This is a genomic window from Bacillus sp. BML-BC051, assembly GCF_019656175.1.
GTDB classification, from domain to species: domain Bacteria; phylum Bacillota; class Bacilli; order Bacillales; family Bacillaceae_G; genus Bacillus_A; species Bacillus_A mobilis.
This window is the reverse complement of the sequence record NZ_BPLI01000077.1, coordinates 39,250-64,844: the sequence shown is the minus strand read 5'-3', so window position 1 is coordinate 64,844 and position 25,595 is coordinate 39,250. Positions and strand designations below refer to the sequence as shown.

At 35.6% G+C, this 25,595-nt stretch carries 27 protein-coding genes; 8 read left to right on the top strand and 19 right to left on the bottom strand.

What is annotated here, in order from left to right; all coding sequences use genetic code 11:
• Nucleotides 1–108 precede the first annotated feature (108 nt).
• Together K5S59_RS25740 and K5S59_RS25735 are read left to right on the top strand one after the other, a co-directional pair.
• The gene (locus K5S59_RS25740; protein ID WP_098258465.1) at nucleotides 109–594 is read left to right on the top strand and encodes an RNA polymerase sigma factor; all 486 of its coding nucleotides are present in this window, start codon (nucleotides 109–111) and stop codon (nucleotides 592–594) included.
• A 5-nt stretch (nucleotides 595–599) separates the two neighbouring features.
• Nucleotides 600–1,718: an anti-sigma factor gene (locus tag K5S59_RS25735; protein WP_000501925.1), complete on the top strand. Its 1,119-nt coding sequence runs from the start codon at nucleotides 600–602 to the stop codon at nucleotides 1,716–1,718.
• A gap of 40 nt (nucleotides 1,719–1,758) precedes the next feature.
• On the opposite strand, the gene K5S59_RS25730 is transcribed toward K5S59_RS25735, so the two are convergent.
• Nucleotides 1,759–3,138 carry an MFS transporter gene (locus K5S59_RS25730; RefSeq protein ID WP_001014654.1) on the bottom strand — a complete coding sequence of 460 codons (1,380 nt, stop codon included), beginning with the start codon at nucleotides 3,136–3,138 and terminating at the stop codon, nucleotides 1,759–1,761.
• 135 nt (nucleotides 3,139–3,273) lie between these two features.
• Here K5S59_RS25730 and K5S59_RS25725 point away from each other — a divergent pair, with 135 nt between their 5' ends.
• Nucleotides 3,274–3,606: a winged helix-turn-helix transcriptional regulator gene (locus K5S59_RS25725; protein WP_120449673.1), complete on the top strand. Its 333-nt coding sequence runs from the start codon at nucleotides 3,274–3,276 to the stop codon at nucleotides 3,604–3,606.
• Nucleotides 3,607–3,645: 39 nt separating this feature from the next.
• Here K5S59_RS25725 and K5S59_RS25720 read toward each other — a convergent pair whose 3' ends face one another.
• The 3 genes from K5S59_RS25720 to K5S59_RS25710 all read right to left on the bottom strand — a co-directional run bounded on the left by K5S59_RS25720 (nucleotide 3,646) and on the right by K5S59_RS25710 (nucleotide 7,006).
• Complete coding sequence (locus K5S59_RS25720; protein WP_000236943.1) at nucleotides 3,646–4,623, bottom strand: HD domain-containing protein; 978 nt, start codon at nucleotides 4,621–4,623, stop codon at nucleotides 3,646–3,648.
• Between the two features lie 224 nt (nucleotides 4,624–4,847).
• Nucleotides 4,848–5,954: a metallophosphoesterase gene (locus tag K5S59_RS25715; protein ID WP_098258468.1), complete on the bottom strand. Its 1,107-nt coding sequence runs from the start codon at nucleotides 5,952–5,954 to the stop codon at nucleotides 4,848–4,850.
• Between the two features lie 134 nt (nucleotides 5,955–6,088).
• Nucleotides 6,089–7,006 carry an alpha/beta hydrolase gene (locus K5S59_RS25710; protein ID WP_000301561.1) on the bottom strand — a complete coding sequence of 306 codons (918 nt, stop codon included), beginning with the start codon at nucleotides 7,004–7,006 and terminating at the stop codon, nucleotides 6,089–6,091.
• Between the two features lie 168 nt (nucleotides 7,007–7,174).
• Between K5S59_RS25710 and K5S59_RS25705 the strand changes: the two genes are divergently transcribed.
• On the top strand, nucleotides 7,175–7,720 hold the full coding sequence (locus K5S59_RS25705; RefSeq protein ID WP_120449669.1) for a TetR/AcrR family transcriptional regulator C-terminal domain-containing protein: 546 nt from the start codon (nucleotides 7,175–7,177) through the stop codon (nucleotides 7,718–7,720).
• Between the two features lie 72 nt (nucleotides 7,721–7,792).
• Here K5S59_RS25705 and K5S59_RS25700 read toward each other — a convergent pair whose 3' ends face one another.
• The 6 genes from K5S59_RS25700 to K5S59_RS25675 all read right to left on the bottom strand — a co-directional run bounded on the left by K5S59_RS25700 (nucleotide 7,793) and on the right by K5S59_RS25675 (nucleotide 13,295).
• Nucleotides 7,793–8,818, bottom strand: coding sequence for an S-layer homology domain-containing protein (locus K5S59_RS25700; protein WP_120449667.1), 1,026 nt, complete (start codon nucleotides 8,816–8,818; stop codon nucleotides 7,793–7,795).
• An 84-nt stretch (nucleotides 8,819–8,902) separates the two neighbouring features.
• Nucleotides 8,903–9,154, bottom strand: coding sequence for a hypothetical protein (locus K5S59_RS25695; protein ID WP_000435468.1), 252 nt, complete (start codon nucleotides 9,152–9,154; stop codon nucleotides 8,903–8,905).
• A 112-nt stretch (nucleotides 9,155–9,266) separates the two neighbouring features.
• Nucleotides 9,267–10,799: a fatty acid--CoA ligase family protein gene (locus K5S59_RS25690; protein ID WP_120449665.1), complete on the bottom strand. Its 1,533-nt coding sequence runs from the start codon at nucleotides 10,797–10,799 to the stop codon at nucleotides 9,267–9,269.
• Between the two features lie 146 nt (nucleotides 10,800–10,945).
• Nucleotides 10,946–11,389 (bottom strand): hypothetical protein, encoded by a 444-nt coding sequence (locus K5S59_RS25685; protein WP_000832642.1) that lies wholly within the window; start codon nucleotides 11,387–11,389, stop codon nucleotides 10,946–10,948.
• A gap of 172 nt (nucleotides 11,390–11,561) precedes the next feature.
• A complete protein-coding gene (lplA, locus tag K5S59_RS25680; RefSeq protein ID WP_000897262.1) occupies nucleotides 11,562–12,551 on the bottom strand; it encodes a lipoate--protein ligase in 990 nt (329 codons plus the stop codon).
• Between the two features lie 9 nt (nucleotides 12,552–12,560).
• Nucleotides 12,561–13,295, bottom strand: coding sequence for an MBL fold metallo-hydrolase (locus tag K5S59_RS25675; RefSeq protein WP_120449664.1), 735 nt, complete (start codon nucleotides 13,293–13,295; stop codon nucleotides 12,561–12,563).
• 180 nt (nucleotides 13,296–13,475) lie between these two features.
• On the opposite strand from K5S59_RS25675, the gene yhfH reads away from it, so the two are divergent.
• On the top strand, nucleotides 13,476–13,604 hold the full coding sequence (yhfH, locus tag K5S59_RS25670; protein WP_000567010.1) for a protein YhfH: 129 nt from the start codon (nucleotides 13,476–13,478) through the stop codon (nucleotides 13,602–13,604).
• Between the two features lie 39 nt (nucleotides 13,605–13,643).
• On the opposite strand, the gene K5S59_RS25665 is transcribed toward yhfH, so the two are convergent.
• The gene (locus tag K5S59_RS25665) at nucleotides 13,644–14,660 is read right to left on the bottom strand and encodes a LacI family DNA-binding transcriptional regulator (protein ID WP_000103724.1); all 1,017 of its coding nucleotides are present in this window, start codon (nucleotides 14,658–14,660) and stop codon (nucleotides 13,644–13,646) included.
• Nucleotides 14,661–14,857: 197 nt separating this feature from the next.
• On the opposite strand from K5S59_RS25665, the gene K5S59_RS25660 reads away from it, so the two are divergent.
• The gene (locus tag K5S59_RS25660) at nucleotides 14,858–15,799 is read left to right on the top strand and encodes a helix-turn-helix transcriptional regulator (protein WP_120449662.1); all 942 of its coding nucleotides are present in this window, start codon (nucleotides 14,858–14,860) and stop codon (nucleotides 15,797–15,799) included.
• Nucleotides 15,800–15,891: 92 nt separating this feature from the next.
• Nucleotides 15,892–16,392 carry a DinB family protein gene (locus K5S59_RS25655; protein WP_120449660.1) on the top strand — a complete coding sequence of 167 codons (501 nt, stop codon included), beginning with the start codon at nucleotides 15,892–15,894 and terminating at the stop codon, nucleotides 16,390–16,392.
• Between the two features lie 119 nt (nucleotides 16,393–16,511).
• Here K5S59_RS25655 and K5S59_RS25650 read toward each other — a convergent pair whose 3' ends face one another.
• From K5S59_RS25650 to K5S59_RS25620, 7 genes are all read right to left on the bottom strand, one after another.
• Nucleotides 16,512–17,021 carry a GNAT family N-acetyltransferase gene (locus K5S59_RS25650; protein WP_098258474.1) on the bottom strand — a complete coding sequence of 170 codons (510 nt, stop codon included), beginning with the start codon at nucleotides 17,019–17,021 and terminating at the stop codon, nucleotides 16,512–16,514.
• 71 nt (nucleotides 17,022–17,092) lie between these two features.
• Entirely contained in the window at nucleotides 17,093–17,398 is a 306-nt protein-coding gene (locus K5S59_RS25645; protein WP_120449658.1) for a DUF2087 domain-containing protein, read from the bottom strand.
• A 39-nt stretch (nucleotides 17,399–17,437) separates the two neighbouring features.
• Nucleotides 17,438–17,644, bottom strand: coding sequence for a hypothetical protein (locus K5S59_RS25640; protein WP_000678012.1), 207 nt, complete (start codon nucleotides 17,642–17,644; stop codon nucleotides 17,438–17,440).
• Between the two features lie 145 nt (nucleotides 17,645–17,789).
• Complete coding sequence (locus K5S59_RS25635; RefSeq protein WP_098872807.1) at nucleotides 17,790–20,726, bottom strand: YhgE/Pip domain-containing protein; 2,937 nt, start codon at nucleotides 20,724–20,726, stop codon at nucleotides 17,790–17,792.
• A gap of 216 nt (nucleotides 20,727–20,942) precedes the next feature.
• On the bottom strand, nucleotides 20,943–21,515 hold the full coding sequence (locus tag K5S59_RS25630) for a TetR/AcrR family transcriptional regulator (RefSeq protein ID WP_000963369.1): 573 nt from the start codon (nucleotides 21,513–21,515) through the stop codon (nucleotides 20,943–20,945).
• A gap of 213 nt (nucleotides 21,516–21,728) precedes the next feature.
• Nucleotides 21,729–23,627, bottom strand: a complete 1,899-nt coding sequence (locus K5S59_RS25625) for a M56 family metallopeptidase (protein ID WP_120449656.1) — start codon at nucleotides 23,625–23,627, stop codon at nucleotides 21,729–21,731.
• 2 nt (nucleotides 23,628–23,629) lie between these two features.
• Nucleotides 23,630–24,031, bottom strand: a complete 402-nt coding sequence (locus K5S59_RS25620; protein ID WP_120449654.1) for a BlaI/MecI/CopY family transcriptional regulator — start codon at nucleotides 24,029–24,031, stop codon at nucleotides 23,630–23,632.
• A 229-nt stretch (nucleotides 24,032–24,260) separates the two neighbouring features.
• Between K5S59_RS25620 and K5S59_RS25615 the strand changes: the two genes are divergently transcribed.
• Nucleotides 24,261–25,115, top strand: a complete 855-nt coding sequence (locus K5S59_RS25615; protein ID WP_097845294.1) for a hypothetical protein — start codon at nucleotides 24,261–24,263, stop codon at nucleotides 25,113–25,115.
• Nucleotides 25,116–25,201: 86 nt separating this feature from the next.
• Here K5S59_RS25615 and K5S59_RS25610 read toward each other — a convergent pair whose 3' ends face one another.
• Nucleotides 25,202–25,501: a hypothetical protein gene (locus tag K5S59_RS25610; RefSeq protein ID WP_097845293.1), complete on the bottom strand. Its 300-nt coding sequence runs from the start codon at nucleotides 25,499–25,501 to the stop codon at nucleotides 25,202–25,204.
• Between the last annotated feature and the right edge of the window lie 94 nt (nucleotides 25,502–25,595).

The window sequence follows — 25,595 nt, the reverse complement described above, 5'->3', positions numbered from 1 at the left end:
ATAAAAGAGAATCCTATCCAATTCTTGACGTTTTTTACTATAATTCCATAAAAAATTGTAACTTTTTTATATGTATTTCGTTGTTATGTATGAAGGGAGGGAAATGTAGTGAAAAGCAAACACTCATTAGAAGAAATTTACTCCGAACATATGCAAGATTTATTTCGCTATCTTCTCTCCCTAACCGGAGATCCCCACTACGCGGAAGATCTCATGCAAGAAACATTTTATCGAATGCTCGTCCATATTGACTATTATAAAGGAGAAGAAATTAGGCCGTGGTTATTTACGATTGCCTACAACGCCTTTATCGATTGGTATCGAAAAGAAAAAAGATATAAAACAACGACAGTTGAAGAATTCCATTTACCAAACGTACCAAGTACAGAGCACTCTTATTTCGTAAAACATGAGATTGCTAGTTGGTTAGACAGCTTATCTTCTCTTCCCCTTGAAAGACGAAATGTCCTACTACTACGAGATTACTACGGATTCTCATATAAGGAAATAGCAGAAATGACCGGTCTCTCACTAGCGAAAGTGAAAATTGAATTACACAGGGGACGAAAAGAAACGAAAAGCATAAAGGAGTGATCAGGATGGGTTGTACAGAGTTTAAAAAACTGTGGGAGAAATACGAAAACGGAACGCTCACGCATGATGAACAAGAAGAGTTAGAAAGTCATATTGAGACATGTGAAGAGTGTGAAGTTTACTTAGATGAGTTGCTTTCGAAGAGTGAACCGATAAAGAAAAGACTACCACCACAAAATCTTAAAGTCCCATTTTGGAAAATAAAATGGAAACAGCGTTGGCAAACCGTTAGTTTTGTCCTTGCCGTTTGTATAGCAATCTATTTTGTTGGTCATTTTTCATCTTCTTTTTACTTCTATAATATGAAAAAATTAACTGAAGTAGATGAGATTCCAGCACTCGCACTAGAAGCAACAATGCCGAATAGTCGTTCCGCTGGAGGAAGTACGAAGGTTAAACCCTTTTTCCGTACAGAAACTGAAATGAATTTATTTAAAACGGTCGGCAAAAAAGAAATTCCAATTGGTACAGTAACAACGCGTAGCTTCTTATCATCTGTAACTGTCAAAAATAAATCATGGGAAAACAAACCCTATTCCAAAAAACTTTCCTTTGTTCATCCAAAAATCAAGGAAGAAGCTTCTTTGAAAGAATCATCTAAAAAAATTTGGGATACACTTGGAAAGATACATGAGGGGACCGTTGCAGAAATAGCCATATCTTTCGATAAAGCTTACACTTTACAAGAAGTAGAGTCAATTCTATACAGCGCATTTGAAGCACAAGAAATGCCGCCAACTCCTTTATGGTACGCTTTAGACACAGGGCAAGAAAGAATAGATGAGGAAGATTTCATCCTACATGGCGGAGAGGTTATCGGATTTCCAGAACATATAAACCTCCCTGATAGTGAAGCAAAACGACCGAAGACAAAAGAAGATGAAGTAATCGAAATGATGCGCATTCTTTCTGAGCATAAAAAAACTGTAAGTAAAACTACTTGGACTTCTGAAAAAGAGCTGAACTTAGATAAGCGCTATCAGTATGTAAAAGATAACGGCGTTAAAGTATACGGCATTGTCATTACTGGTCCATCGAAAGAGTTATTAAAATTACAAAACTCACCCCACGTTCGTTATGCGACGCTTGGAGATATTGAGGTTTGGAATTGGTTTGATCAGTGATGTGAAAAAGTAGAGCATCTAGGAGTGGTGCTCTACTTTTTTATTTCCTCTCCACAAACTTCCAAACTAACATTGTTGCACATAAATAGGCGATCCCCATTACTAAAAAACTATAGCTTGCCCCTCTGTACCAATTCGATGATTCATTTAAAATGATTCCCATAATTGCTATACCGACTAATGCACCAATTTGACGATTTACATTTAAAGTTGCCCCAGCCATATTTCCATTTTCACGACCGGCAGATTTCATTACGATGGTAGTCATGGCAGGCACTGCTATACCGATTCCAAGATTAACAATACTGTATATGAATGCAATTCCTATGTAACTCACATTATTTACTATAAACATTAATAATAAAGACCCTATACTAGCTATAAATAACGCTATAAATAATAGCAATTTTGAACCAAACTTAGTCACCATTTTGGCAAATAATAAATTTCCAATAACAAATACACTCATCATTGGCAATAGTTGTAGTCCTGCTACAAACGGGCTTGCTCCATATGCTTTTTGCAAAAAGAGCCCAAACATAAATATGCCGCCAAATACAGCAAAGTTTAATAGAAATCCAACTATATTTGCTGAGGAAAACGTCTCGTTCTGGAACAATACTCTTGGTACAACCGAGTTTTTTGATTTTCGTTCTGCATAAACAAAGAGAATAGCAGTCAATACCGTTCCCACTACCCCTCCTAAAATTTGAAACGAGGACCATCCATAACTTGGACCTTCAATTAGAGTAAAAGCCAATAATGTTATTGTAGTTATACCGATTAAATGATTTAATACGTTTATTTTCTCCTTTTTCGGTAAAACGTTTGGAATAATTACAAAGGCCATTAGAACACCGATAACCCCAATTGGAAGGTTTATAATAAAAATGCTCCGCCAACCAAATGTATTTACTAAAAGACCACCAATAAAAGGACCTGTACCAGAGGCGATAGAGACAATTGCCGACCATATACCAAACATTTTAGCTCTCTTCTTTTCATCCGGAAATGATACTACTAATAAACTAAGTGAACTTGGCATAAATAAAGCCGCTCCAACGCCTTGAAGTACTCGGCCGATAATGAGGGTGTTCCCATTTGTGGCCATCGCACATAAAAGAGATGCAAATACAAAAATGATTAAACCAACCATATACATATTTTTTGCTCCATATTGGTTAGCCAATGCCCCTCCAGCGAGTAATAATGCCGCAAAAGATAAAATATATCCGTCGACAATCCATGTTGAACTATATAATGTCAGTCCTAATGTTTCTTGAATATTCACCACTGCAATATTTACTACTGTTACGTCTAATGTTGCCATAATAAAACCCATTGCCAAAGTTATTAAAATGACGATACCTGATTTCTCTTTTGTTTGAACATCTAAATTTCTACTAGCCACTCCATTCACTTGCTAACTCCCCTCTCAAAAATTAGTAATTTACCTATATATTCCTTTAGAACTATAATAAAGAAAGTACTTTAATTATAAAAGTACTGATTTTTTATATAGTACCTATACTTTTATATAGTAAGGAGCGTTTATATGGAAAATGTAAATGAAGAGATTTTATTAAAATGCCCCATTGAAAAAACAATGTCTGTAATAGGTGGAAAGTGGACTTTCTTAATTTTAAGAGATTTATTTTATGGTCCTAAACGTTTTGCTGAGCTTGAAAGACGTCTAAGTGGCATTAGCCCACGCACACTCTCTCTTCGCTTAAAAGAACTTGAACAAGAAAATATTATAAAGAGAACAATCTATTCAACTATGCCACCTCACGTGGAATATTCACTTACAAAAAAAGGGAAAACACTCCGTCCTATTTTTGACGCGATGAAGGACTGGGGAAATGAGTGGAAAATATTAGATGAATAAAAAGAAGGTATCATCTTATGTGATGATACCTTCTTTCTGTTAATTCGAAATCAATTTCACATACATCCCTCTCACCGCTTTTTCATAAGCGACCTCGCTCATCTGTCTTATTTTTTCCGACACCACAGACGATGGGACAACTTCACCTTCACGAAATAATGGAGGATCAATGAGACGGACTTTATTTTTCTGATACAAATCATAATCGTTTCTATCTTCTTTTACGTTTACATTCGGATGAACTTTGCTTAATAAAGCATGTACTTCTGGATCACTACATTGCTGCAATTTCGAAATAAGCGCATCATCTTCAAGAAGAAAGTCATCTGCATGAATAATCCTTTTATGAAGAGCTAACTTTAGCGTTTTCGCTAACATGTCGTTTCCGTAAATATTCATTGGCTTCATAAAGAAATCAATTACTTCTTTGTAATACGTTTCTGTAAACCATTCTGCCATTTCGACACTTTGAAGAACCATTTTCCCATCTACAGCAATGATATCCTCTAAAAAACTGTGAACTTCTTTTAAAGAAACATACCCATATGTATACATATCTCGTAACGTATAATCCACTCTGTCTGCGCATAATTCTGGTGCTGACCTTTCGAGTAACGTCCATTTCGAATCATCTAACAAAATATCTTCATAGTTATAACCATACTTCGCAAGGATCGCTGGAATTTCTGAGTTTTTCACAACAGAACTAAATATCTCTTCATGATAACTTTCATTTCTATTATCAAAAACGTAATCAATCACATGGGAAAAAGCAGTATGTGATACGTCATGCAGTAAACCTGCAATTTGTTCTTCTACTGAACCACCAAGTTTTTTAACCAACAACATAACACCAACTGAATGATCAAAGCGTGTTACATTCCAGTTCTCATTTAGTAAGTAGCTTGCGCCATTTTGATGAATACCTTTTAGTCTTTGCACAGGATTGCTTACAATTAATTCTTCTACTACTTGATCCACTTTAAACTCACCGTAAATAACATCTGATATAACCACTTATAATCCCCCTTCATTTCAGCAGCGTCTTCTAATCGTACCTTTTTTATAAAATCGATATCAACATAAATTATAAATCAAAATATATTGATATAAAATTATAAATGTTGTATATTATACATGTCTGTTATTTCTTTTAATTCATTTATTTTTATTGAGCGCTCCTTATGTGGAGCCTTTTTTTATTGAAAAATAGAGAGCAATTCGCTCTCTATTTTATACACCTATTCAAACGTAACTTCCACCTGCACAATCTCAGATCTACTTCCAAGTCGAAGCGGTGGCCCCCAGAATCCAAAACCAGACGAAACAATCGCGTGGAATGCACCTTTTTGTGCGTATCCCCAGTCTAATTCGTACATTCTTCTCGTTACAATATGATTCGGCGCCATTTGTCCGCGGTGCGTGTGGCCAGATAATAGTAAATCGACGCCAGCATCCGCTGCTTGTTTCAACTCAAATGGTTGGTGATCCATTGCGATAACTGGCATAGATTTATCTACCGTACTCATTAGATTTTCAAAGCTTTGACGATCTCGCTCTGTTTTATCTCTTCTTCCAACGAGATAAAAATGATCTTCAATTGTAATCACTTCATCTAACAGAATACGAATATCAATCTTATCCATCTCTTGTAAAAATTCAGGAACCGCTCGGCCGTAATATTCGTGGTTTCCTAACACACCATATACGCCTAATGGAGCCTTCATTTGCTTCATAATTGGTCCCATATTTTTTTGAATGAACACACCTGGATGATCATCGATAATATCACCTGGCAGTAAAATAATATCAGGCTCCATCTCATTTACATGACGGACAAGTCTTTTTAAATGCGAAATGCCAGATAATTTACCGAAATGCATATCAGAAGCCATCGCAATGCGTAAGCTTTTACGTCCCTCTACTTTTTTCGGTATGTGCACCTCGTACTTTCTAACTACTGGGCTATATGCGTTGAATACCCCATATGCAAAAATAAAGATAAACGCAAGTAACACGGCCGTCCCTGTCCAAATAATTGCTGCTTCTTTCTCCACTGAAAACTGTAAAAGAAAGACCGTAATATTTGCTAACGGCAACAACATAAGCGCATATTGTATGACCGCAAACCAAATCGAACCTATCGTTCGTAGAAATGGCAAAAACTTAAACACTTGCACGAGAATGTACGCATATGAAATAAAACCGACTACGAAAGCGTAATATCCCCAAGATTCCCAGCCAAACAACGCGTGAAGCCAAACCCAACCGTTCCAGCCGATGTAAAACATGAGTAGTGTGTATACAATTAAAATAGTGAATATATTGAAATAACGAAGATTTTTCACAGCCAGCCTCCTTCTTGATTTCTTCTATTATATCTTGTTATGCACTTATAGCGTAAATATTAAGCACAATAAAAACCTCTAACTGCTAGATGCAAACCTAACAATTAGAGGTGCAATTCAAAACAAAATTGCTTTTACAGATTTTCGTTATAGAAACTTGTTAATTTTTCAACTGCAATTTTTACTGGTTCTGGTTGATCGTATAAATCGTAATGACTCGCACCTTCCACAACAAGTAAATCTTTTTTCTCTGAAGCTGCTTTCTCATACAACTCGTGACCATCCTTATAAGAACCGAATGCACCTTGCTTACTGCCGACAATAATTTGCAACGGCTGTGTTAATAATGTATCTGTTAAATGGAACGCATCAAAACCAATTACCGATCCCATGCTCGTAAAGTTTAACTTATTTGGAGAGTTAACACTTTGCCCTCGCGGTGTTGTATAGTACTCAACTGCTTCTACAATATCTATATCCGTCATACCTGCTGCCTTTAATTCCTCTTGATTTTTAGGAATCCAGTTTGTAATCATCGCCTCTGCTCCGCGTGCTTCAGCAGTACGTTGTTTACCAATCGCCTCTAACACCCCGATTGGATCAGCTTCACGATTTAATCGGCCGATATTTGCACCAACAACTGTGCCAACTGCTTTAATACGGCGCTCTGTCATTGCGGCATTTACCGCATAACCACCGCCTGCACAAACGCCTAACACACCGATACGTTCTTCATCTACATAAGGAAGAGTAGTTACATAATCTACCGCTGAGCGAATATCTTCAACGCGCGCAGCTGGTTCTTCCATATATCTCGGTGCCCCTTCACTTTCACCTTGATACGATGCATCAAACGCAAGCGTTACATAACCTTGTTCTGCTAACTTCTCTGCATATAATCCTGCCGTTTGATCTTTACAGCTACTACCTGGATGCACACAAACAATCGCTGCATTTTGTTTCTTTTCCTCAGCACCTACAGGAATATTTAAAATGCCTGCAACTTGTAATCCTCTTGCATAAAAATGAACATTTCTCTTCGTAACTGCCATATATAAAACCACCCTTACTTTATTTTTCATTTACACTTGTGAGAGTTAATACTCACGTGTATATTTATAATAAAGCGAGCAACCACTTGTTTCAATGACCAAATTTACGCATTTGGGTGATAATACACACATAACGAAATATGTGTATCAATAACGGAGGAACATCATATGGAGAAAATCGATAGAAGAATTATAAAATCACAAAACGCCATTCAATCGGCATTTATAGAAATGTTAATTACAGATGGATTTGACAAAATCACAGTAAAAAACATTACCGAAAAAGCAAACATCGGCAGAAAAACGTTCTACTTACACTATCTAGATAAGTACAATTTATTAGATAAAATTGTGGACGATCATCTAGACCAATTAAAAGAAATATGCTACAAGAAGCAAAACAAAGAGTTTATAGAAGGAACGATCATATGGTTTGAATACTTCAAAGAGCACAAATCATTTTTCGCGGCGTTATTTAAAAGTAACGGCACACTATCATTTCAAAAAAAATTACTAACTTTCATCATGGGTGAAATAGAGAAAAAATTAAATGCAAATACATCAGTAAATAAAAACATTGATACACATATCGTCTTAAAGTTTTTAGGAACAGCCGTAATGGGCATTTTGGAATCTTACGTATTGGATGAAATTGATAATGATGTTGAGTATGTTGCGATGCAGGTTGGGGAGTTAATGAAGAGGAATATATAACAATGCAAAAAGGAAGATTTGAAGTTCAAATCTTCCTTTTTTATTTATACAAAATCTAGTATACGTTTTAATTTATTTCTTCAACTTATCCGTCTTCGCAATAAATTGCGCTGCTTCCGCGCGACTTACCGCTTTATCTGGAGCCCAGCCATTATCTGTTCCAATGGAAATGTTTTCTTGGATTAAAATATTGGCATACTTCGCACCCCAATGATTGTTTAAGTCAGCAAATTCTTTTGGTAGTTTCATATTTTCATTTCTTTCTAATTTATATGCATTTACTAGCATCGTAGCCATTGATGCACGGTTAATGATTCCGTTCGGATTAAAGTTACCGCTCTCATCACCTTTTACAATACCTGCTTTTTCAACTGCTGCGATGTACGGTGTAGCCCAGTGATTTTGTGCATCAGGGAATGATGGCTTTGCATCTTTATTAATTTCTAACCCTAACACAGTTGCTAATATTTTTGCAGCTGAACTACGATCGATATTTTCAGCCGGAGCAAATGTACCGTCTGGCTTACCGTGCACTGCTTCTTTATCTACTAAATATTGAACTGATTCTTGTGCCCAAGCTGGTACATCAGAGAATTTAGGCTTCTGTTCAATTGCACTTGCATCGATTTCAAACTGTAGTTGATATTTATGATTATATTTAATTGCTGGAATTAATATATGCATTTGCATATTATATTTTTTCGAGAACTCACCGATTTCAAATTGAACAACTTTCGTGCCATTATTCGCTTTATCTTCGGAGATTACTTTTACATCATGGAATGTCCCTATTTTATTTGGATCTTCTACTCTAAGATACTGAAAATAGCTACTATCTTGAACTGTTAATGTAACGATTTTTTTATCACCTTGAATCGTTACTTTTGGATTTTTTAAATATGTAGATGCAACTGATGTATCATTCGTTTGATCTTTATAAGTCTTTAAAATAACATCATATGTACCATCTGCTAATTTGCTAGCTGCTTTCATTTCTACTGCCGCTTCTGCTTTCGGAATCGGTGCCATAATACCACTAAATGGAACTGCTAAAGTTGCTGCTATAACGAACGCATTAACATATTTTTTCTTAATCATTATCAACATGACCTCTCTCTTTATATGATTATACCCAACATAACCATCATATTGATAATGATTATCAATGTCAAATAAAAAATATCATTTCCTGCACAAATATGCCTTTCGTTCATTTTTAAATAGTAAGTAATGTGCCGTATGAACTTTCCTTTCTAAATAATCGATAGAATACGAGCTTGATGGATCAACTAAATCACCTATCGCACCTGAAAGATGATCGATTACTTGCTGCAAAATTTCTAAGTTTTTCTTCTCACTTTCCGCGTTCATTTCATCCATAATGTCACAAATCAGGTATTGAACTCTCCGTAAACGTAATTCCTTTTGCTCCACGTATATCTCCTCCTTATTAGTTATATTACGGTTTAAATATATGGGGTTATAGCTTAGTCAATGCTAAAAAATACAAAGGCAACCACCTTCATAAAGATGGTTGCCCCTATTTTTATACTTGCATCGCTTTCTCTTTTAACGCTCTTCTTAACAACTTACCTGTCGTATTCTTCGGCAATTCTGTTAAAAATTCGATACTCATTGGCACTTTATATTTTGCTAAATGTAACGTGCAATAGTGCATCAGTTCTTCTTCTGTTACGTGAGCTTGTTTCAGAACGACGTAAGCTCGTACTGCTTCCCCTAAGTTTTCATCAGGAACGCCAATTACGACAACCTCTGCTACAGATTCGTGTGTATATAATACTTCCTCTACTTCACGAGGGTATACGTTATAACCACCAACTAAGACGATATCCTTTTTACGATCAACGATATAGAAGTAACCTTCTTCATCCCTTTTCGCTAAGTCTCCTGTATACAGCCAGCCGTCTTTCAATGTCGCTGCTGTATCTTCTGGTGCGTTATAGTATCCTTTCATAACGTTAGGCCCGCGAACAATTAATTCACCAACTGCACCGACAGGTACTTCTTCCCCAAGTTCATTCACAATTTTGTTTTCTACATGCCAAATATTTGTACCGATCGACCCAGGTTTACGCGGACGATCTAGCGGGTTAAAACAAGTTACTGGTGATGCTTCTGATAAACCGTATCCTTCTGAAACGATAACGTCAAAACGTTTTTCAAAGTTTTGCAGAAGAGCAACAGGCATTGATGCACCACCTGAAATACAAAGACGAAGCGTCTTCACATCTTCTGCGCTTGCTTCTTCGAATAAATATAAATAATTGTACATCGTCGGTACACCAGCAAAAATCGTTGGTTCGTACGTGCGACAAATACGGAATACTTCTTTCGGACTAAATTTCGGTAACATTAAAATAGTCGCCCCGTTCACAATCGGCGCATTGACCGCCACTGTTAAACAAAATACATGGAACATAGGCAGTGCCGCAACGACGCGGTCATCAGCCGTATATTGTAAATACGACGCCACATCGCTCGCATTACTATATAAATTTTTATGTGTTAACATAGCGCCTTTCGGTTTTCCAGTCGTGCCTGAAGTGTATAGAATAACCGCTACATCTTCTTCATCTAGCTCTGGGCCTTCGTAAGTTAAATCTCCAACCCCTATCATTGTCGTAAACGTTTTCATTTTTTCAGTTTCTGTATGGTTAAAATCTGATGAGGTTTCGCATATGATGATGTTTTCAAGTGAAGGAAGTCTTGTTGTAAGAGATTGTATAACAGGTAGAAGGACGTCGAGTACGATGATTGTTTTTACATCTCCATTTTGTAAAATGTAATGCATTTCGTCTGCTGTATAAATTGGATTAACTGGAATAACTGTCGCTCCAGCTTTCATTGTTCCATATAAACCGACCAAAAAATGTGGTGAGTTTCCAACAACTAATGCGACATTGTCCCCTTTTCCAATGCCCATTGCTGCTAAATTGCTAGAAAACCTTGTGACCATTTTGTTTAATTGGTCATACGAGACCGACTGATCCATAAATATATAAGCCGGTTTATCCCCCTTCTTTTTTGCCGTTTCAGCCAAAGATTGAACGAGATTCACACAAACCCCACCTTTATAAAATTTAGAATATTTAAAAATTCTAAATTAATTATATTAAAAGAAAATTAAAGTAGCAAGTGATATTCCATTAACTGCATATACAACGATCACCTCCTATTGACTTCCTTTGGAAAGATAAGGGAATTTCATTTGTTAGCAAATGATGAAACGAATGCTAAAATCATTTCAGGATAATATGCACTCATCTTTTCGCTAAGTTTTTCTAGTTCCTCTTTATTCAAGCTCGTATGCTCCCCATACAAGTTGAATGCATCCGCTCCATTTTCATGAAAAAACAATGTAACATATAATGTCGGTAACCCATTATTGGCCTCATCTATCGACAAGACAAGATCTGGTGTTTTATTCACCGTACTAAACGTTTCATTTCTTTTCCATTCCTTATTTTGAAACATTGTTTGTATATCATCTATCTTTCGTTTGTTATCTGTATGCGTAAAATATATAACATTATCCTTCGCTGGCTTTCCAATAGATAAAAGTGTGCGACTTGAGGACGTTTCATCGCTACACGCTGTCATTCCGATGACGAGGCTGAGTAGTAATACAACGTACATTACCCTTTTCATTTCGAACCGCCTCCTTTTGAATATATATATTCCTTTACGAGGAGCAAATGTCCTGTGATTTTATGGTGAGTGAAATTATATCGGCGATTTTTAAAATATATCGACTTACCAACAAAACGCGACAATCTACGCAAAAAAAAGAGGCTGCCAGTTACGGCAGCCTCCCTTATTTTTAGAAGAATAAATGTAAGAAATCTTCTGTTGTAATATTACCAAAGTAACGTGCGATATCTACGCCCTCTAAAGCTACAGTGAATGCATCTTTATCAAATTGTACACCTGTTAGACGCTCTTCAATGTCATGTACATCTAGCGAACCGAAGAAGTCACCGTAAATTTTACATTCTGTTACTGTTCCTTTTTTCACTTCAAGACGAACGTCAACTTGTCCAACTGGGAAGCGGTGTGAATGTTGTAAGTTGAACTTCGGAGATTTTCCGTAGTTCCAATCCCAATTTTGGTAACGTTCTTCAGAAAGTTTATGGATTTCTTTCCAATCATTTTCTGTTAATTCGTACATCGGAATGTCTGTATCACCTTCGAAAATTGTTTCTAGAAGAAGTTGTCTAAACTCTTCTGTTGTCATTTTTTCGTTTAAGAATTCTGTAATGTTCGCAACGCGGCTACGGATTGATTTGATTCCTTTTGATTGGATCTTATCCATTTTTACTTTTAACGCTGATACGACGTGATCGATTTCAGAGTCAAATAGTAACGTACCGTGACTGAACATACGACCTTTCGTTGAGAACTGCGCGTTACCTGAAATTTTTCTACCTTCAGCTAAAATGTCGTTACGACCACTTAGTTCTGCATTTACGCCTAATTTACCAAGCGCTTTCGTTACAGGCTCTGTGAATTTTTTGAAGTTGCTGAAACTGTCTCCATCATCTTTCGTAATAAAGCTGAAGTTTAAGTTTCCTAAATCGTGATATACTGCGCCTCCGCCTGATAGACGACGAACGACATGAATACCTTTTTCTTTTACGTAATCTGCATTAATTTCTTCTACTGTGTTTTGGTTTTTACCAATGATAATGGAAGGTTCGTTAATGTAGAACAGTAAATATGTTTCGTTAATATCTAAATTCTTCACACAATATTCTTCAATTGCTAAGTTTATTCTAGGATCTGTAATTCCTTTATTATCAATAAATAACATCATATCACCTCATGAGTTCCATACGTAGCCACTATGCGCTAGCGTAATATGACCACTGAAAATTTGTTTTGCTTCTGTTACTAAATCAGATGGGTTTCCTGTATGCGGTAAGTGCGTTAATAAAAGTTCTTTTACATTCGCATCTTTCGCAATACTTGCTACTTCTGTACTATTCATATGTCCTGCTTTTGCCGCTTCTTGATGTGCATACATATTACACTCACAAATGAAAAGATCAGCATCTTTTGTGAATGGAATGAATTCAGGAATATAACTGGAATCCGCGCTATATACTACAGCGTCACTACCAGCTGTAATACGCATCGCAAAGCATGTAACAGGATGAACAGTTTTTAAGAATGAAATCGAGAATGGTCCAACTTGAAGTGTTTCTTCTGGGTTGTACGCGATTCCTTTCGTATGTGGTTCATGCGTTAAAGGATGGAATCCATTCTCGTCAAACTTATGACCGTATATTGGTAACTCCGGTAGTTGCCTTGTTGTCGCACTCGTAATTAATCTCGCATATTGCAATACCCCAATATCCGCAACATGATCGTGATGGTAATGCGAAAGTACAACTGCATCTATATCAGATGGTGTTATATATTTTTGAAGCTGTGCTAGTACACCACTACCACAGTCTACAAGTAAACGAAAACCATCTTGTTCAAACAAATACCCCGACGTTGCTTCTCCCACTTCTGGAAAACCGCCCCAAAAGCCGACAACAGTCATTTTCATATGTATCCATCCTTTCTAAAACCGAGTAGGAATGCATGTTTCACTTACATCCTACATTGTTAACTATAATCCATTTCCTAAACTTTTTCATTAATTTTCATTTTTGTTATAAAACAGTTGTTGACTTTCGTTATTTGTACTAATACAATGATAGTAAGAAATGGAAATGGAGGGATTGACATGATCGATCAACCAATGGAGTTTTTCAGAAATTTACCGACGAAAACTTGTGCGCACTGTGGGAAAGAAATTGATGAGCAGCACGAGGCATACCATAACAAATGTGATGACTGCGTTCACGAAGAATAGTAGTTTATGAACATAAAAAAACCTAGCAGACATAGTCTACTAGGCTAATAACATCGTATCCTTCTTCATCGTTGAACCTTTCACCAAGAGCTCCAGTTCAAACTCATACAATTCTTTTTGTCGATAATTTTTCGTATGGATTTTATCCATCATCAGGTCGACAACCTTTCGGGCCATCTCATCGATTGGCTGTTCAATTGTCGTAATACCTGGCTCTGTAATCTGTGATAATATTTGATTATCAAAACCAATAACAGCGAGATCATCCGGAATGCTCCAGTCATGGCGTTTTGCCTCTGAAATAATTCCAGCTGCAACCTCGTCGCCTCCTGCCAAAATCGCGGTAGGATTTTTTTTGTCCTTTAATACTTCATGGAATATTCTCTTTCCATCATCCCAAGAGAAAGCGTTTTCAAGAAAATCGATCGCTTCTACTTGGCGGCTCTTCTCCGTTATGGCACGTAAAAAGCCCATTTTTCGCTGTTGGCTAACCACTTTGGTTTCGTTACCACGACAAAAAATAAGATTACGATATCCTTGTTCTAACACATGCTTAGCAGCTATGTATGCTCCTTGCGCATGATCAAACTTCACTGTTGGAACATTTGCTTCCTCAATATATTCATTACATAACACGATTGGACCGTGCTGTAAGTATGGCTCTACATCTTCCCACGGATTTTCTAGTGAACATAGAATAATCCCATCTACTTGTTTCGTAGATAATAATTGTAAATACTCCATCTCTTTTTCCGGTAAATATCTTGTTTGACAAATAATCAGTTTATATTTATGTTCAGAAGCAGCAATCTCGATTGCTTCGATAAATCTACTGAAGAAAGGATTTGTAATCCTTGGAACTAGCACCGCAATTGTTTCCGTCTTTTGTTTACGAAGCCTTCTCGCCGCAGAATTAGGAACAAAGCCTAAATGCTTCATTGCTAATTGAACCCTTTTTTTCTTCTCATCTGAAACATATGGATGATTATTAATCACCCTAGAAACCGTTGTCCTTGATAACCCCGCTAATTTCGCCACGTCCTCTATAGTCGACACGAAATTCTCCCCCTTTGCATGAAAACGTTTTCTTAAATTGATTATATAGTATATTATTGGAAACTGCAATATGGGTTGTTATGATTTTACTATATTAATATTATACATAGGGAAAAGTCTGTTAATAGGAGGAGAGTTTATACTGCTTTTAGAAGTTTACAGTAGACATATTTATAAAAGATACAGGGGGATATTTCATGAATCGGACGGATCGTTTATTAGCTATATTAATTGAATTACAAAGAAGACAAACTGTTACAGCACAAAGCTTAGCTGAAAAATTTGAGACAAGTATAAGAACAATTTATCGAGATATGGATGCACTTAGTGAATCTGGCGTCCCACTTTTCGCCATGCCTGGCCACGGTTATTCATTAATGGATGGTTATTTCTTACCACCCATTCAGCTTACGTCAGAAGAGGCTGTTACTCTTTTATTGGGCGGTGATTATATCGAGAAAACTTTCACTTCTTCTTTCTCTGTACATGCAAAATCGGCAAAAGAGAAACTTGAGGTTGTCCTCCCTACTGATCAACAAAAGAAAGCTCGAGAGTTACGAGGGACTTTCCGCTTCCTTTCTCCTATATTTTCACACAAACAATCTGAACAAGAACAACTTGAAAAACAACTTATCCTGTTGCAAGAATCTATCCAAAAAGAACAGGCTATCTCTTTTTCTTATCGGAAACCAAGAGAAACTACAAAAATAAAAAGGACCGTTCATCCTTACGGCTTAGTCAATATTTCAGGAATTTGGTACATCGTTGCCCATTGTTTACTTCGAAAACAAATACGTAATTTCCGCTTAGATCGAATGGAGGAATTACAGCGCGAACAAGAATTCTTTACAAAACCTAAAAACTTTTCTTTGCAAGAATATCAGCCTGAAAGCAACCGTACTGTGATGGTTCATTTATTATTCCCAGCCCATATTGCAAATAAAATTATTGAATCACGATACTTCTTTATAGATTCATACGAGCATAGAGACAATGGTTTTCACGTCTTTTTGAAATCAAGAAGCATAGACGAAGTATTTCAATGGGTATTAAGTTGGGGAAGCCAAGTGCAAGTACTTGAGCCAAAAATTCTTTCTGAGAACATCCGTGATGAAGCAAAAAAAATGTTACGACTTTAATTGTTTCATTTCACTACTGACATAATGTTGTCAGCATTACTTCTTTATAGTAGGTAGTAACAAATACATTTTCATAAAAAGGAGTTAGTGATATGAAGAAATTTGAAGAGTTAGCAACGTACTACATAGAGGAATTAGAAAAGTACTCTATAGAACAATTTAGGATGAAGCCTTCTAATGAGGAATGGTCTCTCGGGCAAATGTATAATCACTTAATTTCAGCTACACGCATGCAGTTAGATGCAATCGCGAAATGCAGAACTGAAGCGCCTTCTGCAACTAACAAAAAAACGGATATGGGCGAAAAGGTATATATGATGGGATCTTTTCCAGACATAAAAATCAAATTACCAGATCATCCTGGATATACGCCTGAAAACCCAGCTAATAAAGAAGACGTACAGAAACAGCTTCTAGAATTAATTACAATTGTTAAAGACATTGAGCCAACACTTTCTTCTATTCCAAATGATTGTAAAGTAAAGCACCCTGGGCTTGGTTACTTACATGCGACAGAGTGGTTCCAGCTTATTTCTATGCATTTTACACATCATCTGCGCCAGAAAAAGCAATTGGAACTTAAGGTTTGCTAAGCATAAACCTTTCCACTAAAAAGAGACTGCCAATATTGGCAGTCTTATCACTAAAATATGCACCGTCTATATGATGACTCATAAAGTCTCACTTACTATCAATAGAAAACTCCTTTATTTTATTCAATATAAAGCCCCATCAATACGTCATCTCCATAAGATCCATCTTCATATTTAATTTGCTTTTTTTGTCTTCCTTCTTCTACAAATCCCATACGTTTATACACTTTAATTGCCCTATCATTAACAGAAACTACACCTAAGCAAATTTTCTCTAAACCTTTCTGTCCTTTAGCCCAACTAATAAGAAATTCAATTAGTTTTGTACCAATGCCTTGATTACAGTACGCCTCTCTAATCCCCATTCCCATTGTACCTGCATGCCGTAGACGCTCTAGTTCGTAGCGATTAAACAGCAAAAATCCAACCACTTTACTATCTACTTCATAAACGATATAAAGATTCCGCTTTTCATTGCTTTTCCGTATCTTTTCTTTTTCTGCATCAATATCATTTGGTAATTTATTTGGAGATACTATAAAAAACTTTGTAGTAGTTTCCGATAGTATAATTTCTTTTCTAATATTCATAATGGGTTCTGCATCAATCTCTTTTGCTAATCGTATCATTGAATCACCTCATACCTTTTCTAAAAACTACAAAGAAGAATAGATAAAGTAAGGATTCCCCTTCTAATTCATTATTTTAACTCCTCCCACTTCGTCCACACTTCTCTCCCGTTTACATGATACATATTATCCTCTCGATCCATAAACCCGTGCACAATAAACTCGCGTCTAATCGTACAAAAATCATCGTGATATTGTTTTATAAATGTATTCATTTCTTTTTCTGCATATTGATTTTCAGCGTTTAACTTGCTAATTAAATGCTCTAACAATACTAATTTTTTCTTCTTTTGACCTGGAATCGATTTTAGGCGGTCCTCTTTATCGAAAAAATTACGAATCGTCGTATCCCTGAATTTCATTTCACTTTCAGTCATTTTGTTGTCCTCCATCGGTTTTTATGCAATGAAACTTTATTATTTGTCCTTACTATTCTTCATTCTTTCACTTACAACATCCATAAGGTAATACCCGCTAATTAGCACATAGTAGAATAACAGTATTCCTAATGTATCTTTCATACTTGTATATTCCTCTTTGTGAAATAAGATAGGTGAAAGGGTGAAAACAAGAAAGAAGATTAGTGGATACAAAATAAAATAGTAAGTAAGATTTCCTTTCATCGTATCAACTCCTCTATATCTGATTTTCTCTATAAATTGTTGTAAATCCTTTTCTTTCATCTCTATATCTTGTAAAAAGGTTTATGTAAACTACAGAAAAGACCCCTTACATTAAAATAAAAAAGCACCAAAAAGGTGCTTTTTTCTACGCTTCCATCGATTGATTTTCCGCAATATTTCTAAATTGTCGTTTGTGCATCCAAGTTAAGGCTGCAATTGTTCCAAGCGATAATACAACGATGAAAATCATGAGTACTCCTACGTTTTGCCACATGAAGTTAAAGTCTCCACTTGATACGACTGCTTTCAATCCTGATACAGAGTATGTCATCGGTAACCAAGCATTGAATGGTTGTAAAAACTTCGGAATCAATTCTAGCGGGAATGTTCCAGCACTTGTTGTAAGCTGAATAATTAATGTGATGATGGCGATGAAACGCCCTGCATCACCAAATGCTGTTACTAAACATTGAATTAATGCGATAAACGCTAAACTTGTAACGATGCTAAAGAGTATGAAATACGGAATACTTTGTACTTCTACACCTAATCCGAATAGTAATATCACATCTGCTACTATCGCTTGAATAATACCGACTGATAATAACACGCCGAACTTACTAATAAACCAGCTAAATCCTGATTTCGGAACGCCAACTGTATCGCGTAATGGGTATACAATAGATAGTAGTAATGCCCCAACAAATAAACCGAGTGATAAGAAGTACGGTGTAAATCCAGTTCCGTAGTTAGGAACTTCCGCCATTTTCTCCGTCTTCACTTTTACAGGACTTGCAAACATATCATACGTTTTATCCGTCCCTTTTACTTCACCAGTTTTCTCTGCCCCTTCGCCAAGTTTCTCAGCAAGTTCGCCTGAACCATCATTTACTTTTACGAGGCCATCTGTTACTTTTCCTGATCCGTCTGCTAGTTTATTTACGCCGTCGATTAGCTGGGTTGAGCCTGTTGATAATGTACTTAATCCTGTTGTTACTTGACCAGAGCCATTTGCTAACTTGTTTACTCCATCAACTAATTGACCTGTTCCTCCTGATAATTTTCCCAATCCTGTTGTTACTTGACCGGAACCGTCTGTGACTTGGCTAGATCCCCCCGCTAACTGATTTATTCCTCCAACCATTTGATTGGCGCCACTAGATAATTCACCTAAGCCACCATTTAATTTCCCTAAGCCACTTGTCACTTTTCCTGATCCGTCTGCCAATTGATTTACACCTGTAATTAATTGATTTGATCCTGAAGATAATTCACCTAAACCACCACTAAGCTTACCTGCTCCATTTTTCAACTCATTAACTCCATTTACAAGCTTCGGACCATTTTCCGCCAACTGACTAACACCAACATTTAATTCTTTACTTCCTTCTGCTACATTATTTGCTCCAAGTTTTGCTACCCCTAGCCCTTGACCAAATCCTTGGAAATTAACCAAAAATTTATTTTGCTCTGTTGCCAATTTTTCGATACCAGCTACTAAACCATTTAGATTTCCTGCAGTTGATACCTTTATTTGCGCTCCCTCTCTCCCCTCATTCATTACACTTTTTAACTGTGATACATTTTTATTTACTGTATTTGTTGTACCGACAAATTCTGTCGATTTCTTTTGAACTGTATCTGTACTTTTCTTAACATTTGCTATAAATGGTTCTAACTTATCTTGATATTCTTGTGGTAAACTTGCAATTTGTTCTTTCAAAGCTGCAACATCTTTTGTTGTTTCATTTGCACTCTCTGCATTAGATAGAGAACTTTCTTTTAGTTGCTCTACGCTTGCCACTGTTTTATTTATCTCTACGTTTACTTGTTGTGTTGTATTAGACGATTTTTGTTCATTTGCTTGACCAGTTACAACACTTTGTACTTGATTGTTTAAATCTTGTAAACCTTGCTGAATTTTTTGTGCCCCTTCTTCTAGTTGATCTTTTGCACCATCTAGTTTCTCTAAACCACTTGAAAGTTCACCTGTGCCCTTTTGTAATTTATTAGTACCTACAGAAGCACTTTTCAATCCATTATTTAATTCAATAGATTTACCCTCTAATTCTTTTAAGCCACCATACAATTGAACTGAGCCATCAGAAAGATTTCCTATCCCTTTTTGTAACTCACCCGATTTATTAACTAGCACATTTAAACCACTATTAACTTGACTAGAACCACCATAAAGTTGCCCTGCTCCATTTAATAGTTCATTAATTCCAATCTGCATTTCTCCCGTTTTACTGTTTAACATATTTAAACCATTTGTTACTTTACTTGAACCAGCTGTTACCTGACCAGATCCATCTAACAGCTTATTAATACCAATTGTCATTTCGCCTGATTTTCCTTGCAACGCATAAAGACCATCTGTTACTTTCCCAGATCCATCAAATAGTTTCCCAACTCCATCCTTCATCTCTCCAGACTTCCCTTGAAGTGTATGAAGGCCATCCGTCACTTTACTTGAACCATCATGCAGCTCACTTGATCCGTCATGTAGTTTGTTTGCTCCTTCCGCCCCATCTGCTAATCCTTTTGAGACGTCTTGAATGGAATCAAACATTTTCTCTGCATATGTTTTCGTTAATGTACTTGATACTTCACCTTTAATTTTTTCAATGGCTGTTCCGCCAATTTGTGAAGATAAGAAGTTTAAGCTTTCGTTTGGAATATATTCTAAGTTTAATGGTTTTGGATCATCTTTTAATAACGTTGTAGCGTTACTTGAGAAGTCATCTGGAATGCGTACTAACATGTAATACTTTCTACCTTCCATTCCTTTTTTTGCTTCTTTTTCACTTACAAATTCCCATTTAAAACTTGTATTATCTTTTAAGTTGTCAACGAGCCCTTTTCCGACCTCAATTGGTTTACCGTCAAATACTGCACCTTTATCTAAATTGACTACCGCCACTGGTAAATCATCTAACTGTTTATACGGATCCCAAAAGGCCCATAAAAACATACCTGCATATAAAATTGGCACGAATAAAACCGCGATAATTGGAATTAATATTTTTTTACTTTTTATAATTTCAGTAAACTCTTTACGAAGTAACTGATTCCATTTCATCATTTCTCCCCCTTTTCCGAATGACCGAATTATTCATTTGGTCATTTTCTCCCAAATAAAAAGGCTATACCTATTCATACATATGCCTTATCCCCGAATTTATACTATGCAACTGTTTCTTCATATGAAGTAAATATGTCTATTATCCCTCCCTAAAATAAATGTATGACCAAATTGTTCAAGTGGTCACTTTTTTATAATAATAAAAGGATTATCTTAGTTTGACAATCCTTTTAATAAATAAAGTTCAAATAATTCTGCGATTTTTTCTTTTTCTAGCGGTTCATGATTTTTTTCCCAATCAAAAATAAGCGATACGTATAAGCGAAGCATAATAAATGCTGTAATTTCTGGATCACATTTGCTAATCTCACCTTTTTCAATCGCAATCTTTAAATACGATTGAATGACAGAAACGATTTCCACATCTACTTGTTGCATCACCTCTTGTACTTCTTTCGTTCCCATATCGCGCTCTTCTTGAATTAACTTAATCATGAGCTGATGTTCTTTTCTGAACTCTAATATGCTATATAATGCTCTATGTACATTTTCAAAAAATGAAATATCTGAACGAATTGCATTTTCTGCAACTTGCTTCATTTCTGTAATTAAATTAGAAATAATTTCGCCAAATAGCTCTTCTTTATTTTTGAAAAAAGTATAAATCGTTCCTTTTCCTACATTCGCTAACTTCGCTACTTGATCCATCGTTGTTGCTTTATAACCGAACGCTGAAAAAGACTTTGTTGCAGCTTCAATAATAGAACGTTTTCGATCTATCGCCACATTGTCACCTCCAAAAATGACCAATTGGATAATATAGTCAATCAGTACATCTTTGATATTACCACACGCTTACATTGTATACAAGTTCTCTTTTTTATTATTTCCAGTATAAAAAATTCCAGTCAGTGTATATCATACTGTCCATAGTTTATCAGAAGAAAAGAGAAAAGGAAAAGGTGTTCTTGAGATATACACCTTAAGAACACCTTTTTACTATTTCAACATAGAAAGCATAACCTTCTCTAACTCTTCCTTATTTACATTTTTATCAAATACTGCTTCTCCTTGACGCTCTACACTATGATTAATAATAACAATTTGATAGGCGCTATTGTTTCCTTTTGCAGGTACTATCATCTTCATCCCTTGTAAATTACTATCCGAGTTATGAGTCGCATAGAATATTTGATTACCTTCTAATTCGTACTGTTCTATATTTTCAGGCACTACAAACTGGTGACTAAATGGGTCTTTGCTTTCCCCAAAAACTTGTGATTGAGAAATTATATAGTTTCCTTTTCCGTTTGTATACTCTAATTCAATAATTAATTCAGGTCTTCTCTTAATAAAATAATATACCTTTTCATCCTTCAGATTGTATCCTTCAATTGTGTAAGTTGGCTTCTTAATTTGAAAATCAACATGTTCCTGCGCTTCCTTCACCGTATAATTTAAAGATTCATGCACTTTGTCATCAAATGGTTTTGCTTGATCATAAAGTGCATATAATTTGTCATGATCGGCTTTTGATAAACGCTCTTCTCTAAAAAATGTTGACTCGTAGTCAGAATCTCTCGGAGCCCCTTTTTTCTGTATATTAATAATTTCTTTAGATAATTTTATGTACTGCTGGAATTCATCTTTTGTTAAAGCCTTTTCAGCTAAATATATATAATCTGTCTTTTCTTCATACACTCTTGCTGAATAATGATATTCTTTTTTCGCATTTTCTTCTGTACCATACAGCATATCTACAGCATTTTGGAAAGCATCCTTTGACTGCTCTACTTTATCCTCTTGGTTTTCTTTTCCTTCCGTTGCACGTGCGTTGAATAAAGAAAGGGATGCTATAGTAACTATGACAATAACTCCAAGTAAAGAAAGACGATACGATTTCTTTTGGAACTTTTTAATCATAACGATTCTCCTTTTTAGTGTTCGTTTATTTCTACTTAAATTGGCTAGGCTTGGTACTTGATAGGAATAATGTTCTAAAAGGGTAATGATGGTATGACCGTATGCAATTTGCTCCTCTTTATCTATAAAAGTAAGTGCATATGCGTCACAGGCTAATTCTTGATCTTCTCGCATACAGAAATAGGCGTACCAAAGAATCGGATTGAACCAATTTAATAGGAGTAAGCTATACATAATCCAATTTACCGCTACGTCGTTTCTTTTAATATGAGCTAACTCATGATAAAAGACATATTGTAATTGTTGCTCATTTAATACTTTCATATGTTTTTTTGATAGTAATACTTTCGGGCGAAAGAAACTAAAAACAGTTGGGCTCGCAATCTTTCCTGCTAGACGTAATGAAACTGCCTTCTTCATTTTCATAGACTGCTTACAGCGATTAAACACTGTAACGACCTGTTCATCCGTAATATCCGGTTGTTTCTTTATGTAAGAATATAAACGTCTATTTGTAATAAACGTGATGACTGCTAATAGGATTACCCCAGCTAACCAAACATATAGAACAATTTTGTATAAAGACAATGTAGTCTGTTGTTCCTCACTCGTACTTACTTTCTGTTCGCTATTTTTTGTCACAGTTTCAGAATTTGATTCTAATTCTACTGTCTGTTTTATCTCGTTATTCACTGTATTCTCAGGTAAAGGTGTATTTTTTTGAATAACTTCCGACACACTAGAACCATAGGAGAATAATGAATAAATACTATAAGAACTATCCGGTGACCATGGTAAAAGGAGTCGTATCATCAGTACGATCCACAGCATATATTGCCACCGGGGGGTTAATTTATTTCTAAATAGTACTTTTATACATAAAATGAATCCAACTAATATGCTAGCCATAAGTGACGTTTCTATAAGCCAATCAAAAAAATGAGGAAGGTATACATTTATAAGCGTGTCTATCATTGTTATCTATCCTTCCTCTTGTTCTCCTCTGTCTTCTCATCTAAAATGCGTTTCAGTTCATTAATATCTTCTGAAGACAATTTTTCCTCTTTTAAAAAATTAACAAGTAATGGTTTAAACGCTGCGCCGCAAAAGCGCTTTAGCAAAGATTTCGTTTCAACTTGTAAATAATTATCTTGTGATACTAACGGATAGTAAGCGTACATACGCCCTTTATCTTGATGATAAGAAACGGCTTCCTTTTGTACTAACCGATTAATTAATGTACGGATTGTTTTCGGTTTCCAGTCCATTGATTCTTCTAGTTCTTCTATAATTTCATTCGCTGTTTGTGGAGAATTAGACCAAAGTACTTTCATAATTTCTAATTCCGCTTCAGATATTTTAGGTAATTGATTTGTCATAGTATATTTCACTCCTTAGTATTACATTTGTAATCTACAATTAAGATTACAAATGTAATACTGAATTGTCAACCATATTTTAGAAAATATAATTTCCGTTAAACCTTACTTAACGACAACAAATTTCCCTTTTTTCAAATAATCAAATAAAAAAACAAGAAAATCCTTACATTTAATAGTAATATAGAAAATAGACAAGTTTATCAAAATAGTGGAGGCTTTTTCAGTCATGATGCGTGCGCTTCGTTTAAATATAAAGCAAGCTTTTTGTAGTCGTATTTCTTTAATTATTATGTTTAGTGGATTCGTTCTTATTTGTATTTATCACTATTACTATGTCATTCGTTATTTAGGAGACGCTGCGAGTGGACCTATTTCAACAGATATAAAATGGATCGGATTTCGCGACAATGAAATGGATGTTTATTTATTATTAATGCCCGTTATTGCGAGTTTTCCCTTTAGTACAAGTTACAATTCGGATAAGTCAGATGGTTTTAAACCGTTTGTCAGTAAGGGGATTTCTTTATTTCCTTATTCAGTAACGAAATATATCGTTACGTTTTTTTGCGGAGGATTTCTTTATACGCTTCCATTCATCTTATCGTTATTATTTTGCAAATTAACCATTCCAGACGGAACACCTACGATTGGTTCCGGCATCATAAATGCTGATGGAATGTTCGCAAACCTATATTTTGATGCGCCTCTCACTTACATTACTGTATATATCGGAATTAATTTTTTATTTGCAGGTTTAATGGCTCTTTTAGGACTTGCTGCATCTGTATGGTCACAAAAGGACTATATGGCGATTCTCTTTCCATTCGCAGTTGCCTCCATTCCGTACGTCCTGCTAAATACAATACTTCCTTCAATAGGCGGAGCACCTATTCATTTATATGATCCGAAACAACCATTGCAAGGCATGTCACCGTACATTTTAACGATGCAATGTACTTTCTTCCTTCTCGTTAGCTTATTCATGTATATACAAGGAGTAAAGCGGGATAAGAAAAAATATAGAAGAAGACTGCAAAAAAGAGATCGATGTAGAAAAGCGTTTCAAGCAATTTCAGACTAAATCATTGAACGAATAAGAGCGTAATTCCCTAAGCAAGCTTGGAGAATTACGCTCTTATTATCATTATTCATATAATCATCTCCCCCTTACGGCGTATCTGCTAATCCCCATAAAATAACGAACACCGCAAAATAAATCGCTTTAATACCTACAACTGAACATAATAAAATAATTGCATATTTACTTAATTCTCTTCTTGCACCTATTAAAGTAAAAATGACTGCCAAACTAAACGTTACATAGGACGATGCTGTATGTATTAAGTTATACGTGATATCTAAATTTTGAGTAAGTCCTGTTACTTCAGCTACAAATTGAAACATGACAATTGTACTAAAAAAAATGGCAAGCTGATTTATTAATTTTCCATTTAACCATGCTTGCATTTTTAACCTCCTCATTATAAAAAACTGAATTTTTAATTAATTTTAACATGATTTTTACAGAAAAAGAACGCTCAGTATATTTCTAAGCGTTCTT